The 2,570-nt window shown below is 65.9% G+C and carries 3 protein-coding genes; 1 reads left to right on the top strand and 2 read right to left on the bottom strand.

Features of this window, described 5'->3' with window-relative positions; translation table 11 throughout:
• A partial coding sequence (locus VIQ49_RS07820; RefSeq protein WP_331882834.1) for an aldehyde dehydrogenase family protein occupies nt 1-413 on the top strand: 413 nt, incomplete at its 5' end.
• A gap of 59 nt (nt 414-472) precedes the next feature.
• Here the strand turns inward: VIQ49_RS07820 and VIQ49_RS07825 are convergent.
• Nucleotides 473-1,726 (bottom strand): IS30 family transposase, encoded by a 1,254-nt coding sequence (locus VIQ49_RS07825; RefSeq protein ID WP_331882837.1) that lies wholly within the window; start codon nt 1,724-1,726, stop codon nt 473-475.
• A gap of 111 nt (nt 1,727-1,837) precedes the next feature.
• On the bottom strand, nt 1,838-2,570 hold a 733-nt coding region (locus VIQ49_RS07830; protein WP_331882839.1), incomplete at its 5' end, for a vitamin B12 dependent-methionine synthase activation domain-containing protein.

Here is a 2,570-nt window from a genome sequence, read left to right on the forward strand (position 1 = left end):
GCGTCGTGACCGGCGGCGGCCGTCCCGACGGTCTCGACGGCGGCTGGTTCGTCCAGCCCACGGTGTTCGCCGACGTCGACAACTCGATGACGATCGCCCAGGAGGAGATCTTCGGGCCCGTCCTTGCGGTGATCCCCTACGAGGACGAGGACGACGCGGTGCGCATCGCCAACGACTCGGTGTACGGCCTGGCGGGCAGCGTCTACACGACCGACAACGACAAGGCACTGCAGATCGCGCGCAAGATCCGCACCGGCACCTACGCGGTCAACATGTACGCGTTCGATCCCGGCGCCCCGTTCGGCGGCTTCAAGAACTCCGGCATCGGCCGGGAGAACGGCCCCGAGGGCATCGAGGCGTACACCGAGGCCAAGAGCATCCTGCTGCCGTTCGGCTACACCCCCGCGACCTGACGATCGACGGACGCCGAGCGTACGGTTTCTGACGGATTTCCGCGGCGGTTTCAAGGGTTCTATGCAACAGCTGTTGGTTTGAACGGGTTGCAGAGTAATTCATCGAGGGTCTCGGCTGGCGTTTTCCAGCCGAGGGTCTGGCGGGGCCGGGTGTTGAGCTTGCTCGCGACGTAGTCGAGGTAGTCAGCCGGAAACACCGACAGGTCAGTGCCTTTAGCAAAGTACTGGCGCAGCAATCCGTTGGTGTTTTCGTTGGTGCCGCGCTGCCACGGCGAGTGCGGATCGCAGAAGTAGATGTCGAGATCGGCGGCTTTGGCGATCTGAGCGTGGTTGGCCATCTCCTTGCCCTGGTCCCAGGTCAGTGTCTTGCGCAGGATCGCGGGCAGTGCCGCCATCTTGGCCACGATGGCTTGCTGGACGGCCTCGCCGCCGTGCCCGTCGGGCAGATGCAGCAGCATCACAAACCGGGTGCGCCGCTCCACCAGGGTGCCGATCGCTGAGCCCGAGGCGGTGCTGCCGATGATGAGGTCGCCTTCCCAGTGCCCCGGCACGGCACGATCTGCGACCTCGGCGGGACGCTCGCTGATGTGGACCATGTCCTTGATCCGGCCGCGACGTTCATCAGGACGGCGATGCGGTTTGCGCACCGCCCGGCCGGTGCGCAGGCAGCGGTGCAGTTCGCGGCGCAGATTGCCTTTTCCTTGCACGTAAACCGCCAGATAGATGGTCTCGTGAGACACCCGCATCTCCGCATCATCGGGGAAGTCGATCAGCAGCCGCCGGGCGATCTGCTGGGGGCTGTGCTGTTCATTTTCCAACCGGGCCTGCACCTCGTCGTGCAGACGTCTGTGGGTGGCCAGCTTGCCCGGCCGGCCCCGACGAGCACGGCGCCACGCCTGCGAGTGGGCCTGACTGGCCCGATAGCGCGGCCTGGGATCCCAGCCGCCACACCACTGGGCGCCGAAGCGATACCGGGCACGATAGCGGCTCGGTCCCCGAAACGATCCGTTGCGGTTGATCTCGCGCATCACCGTCGACGGGGCGCGACCCAGCCGGCGCGCGATCGAACGGATCGACTCACCGCCCGCAATCCCGTCTTGGATCTCTTCACGTTCCTCCAGGCTCAGACGGGGCCGCGAGCGCGGGACGGTTTCATCTGGAAAGGTCGGCTTCACGCCACCAGCATCAGCAAACCACTTGAATCCGGACCCCCACGACACGCCCAGGGCCACTGCGGCGTCTCCAGGACACATCCCCGCACCAACCAAATCCCAGAACTGCCGACCCACAAACGGATACCGCGACGGCCTCATCACAACCCCTCAACTAGAGGCTGTTGCAACCAACCCTGGAAACCGCCGGCCGAAATTCGTCACAAACCGTACTTTCGCGCCGCCGTGCTCACTCCTCAAGCGAAGTGGGGCTCAGTCCTCCGGGTTGTAGCCGAGGTTGGGGGCCAGCCAGCGCTCGGCCTCCTTCAACGTCCAGCCCTTGCGCTTCGCGTAGTCGGCGACCTGGTCCTGGCCGATCCGGCCGACCACGAAGTACTGCGACTGCGGGTGCGAGAAGTACAGGCCGCTGACGGCGGCACCGGGCCACATCGCCATCGACTCGGTCAGCTCGATGCCGGTCCGCTCCTGAACGTCCATCAACTGCCAGATCGTCGTCTTCTCGGTGTGCTCCGGGCACGCCGGGTAGCCGGGGGCCGGGCGGATGCCCCGGTACTTCTCCCCGATGAGCGCCTCGTTGTCCAGCTGCTCGTCGGGCTGGTACCCCCAGAATTCCTTGCGGACCCGCTGGTGCAGCCGTTCGGCGAACGCCTCGGCCAACCGGTCGGCGAGCGACTCGAACAGGATCGCGTTGTAGTCGTCGTTGGCCGCCTTGAACTCGACGATCCTGTCCTGGCTGCCGAGCCCCGCGGTGACCGCGAAGGTACCGACGTAGTCCGCCAGACCGGTGTTCCTGGGCGCGACGAAGTCGCCGAGGCTCCTGTTCGGGATGCCGTCGCGATGCTCACCCTGTTGGCGCAGGTTGTGCAACGTGGTCAGCACCTCGGTCCGGGTCTCGTCGGTGTAGACCTCGATGTCGTCGCCGACCGCGTTGGCCGGGAAGAAGCCGATCACGCCGTTGGCGGTCAGCCACTTCTCCTTGATCAGG

Origin of the sequence: Williamsia sp., from assembly GCF_036566845.1 — a bacterium.
In the GTDB taxonomy this organism is placed as follows: domain Bacteria; phylum Actinomycetota; class Actinomycetes; order Mycobacteriales; family Mycobacteriaceae; genus Williamsia.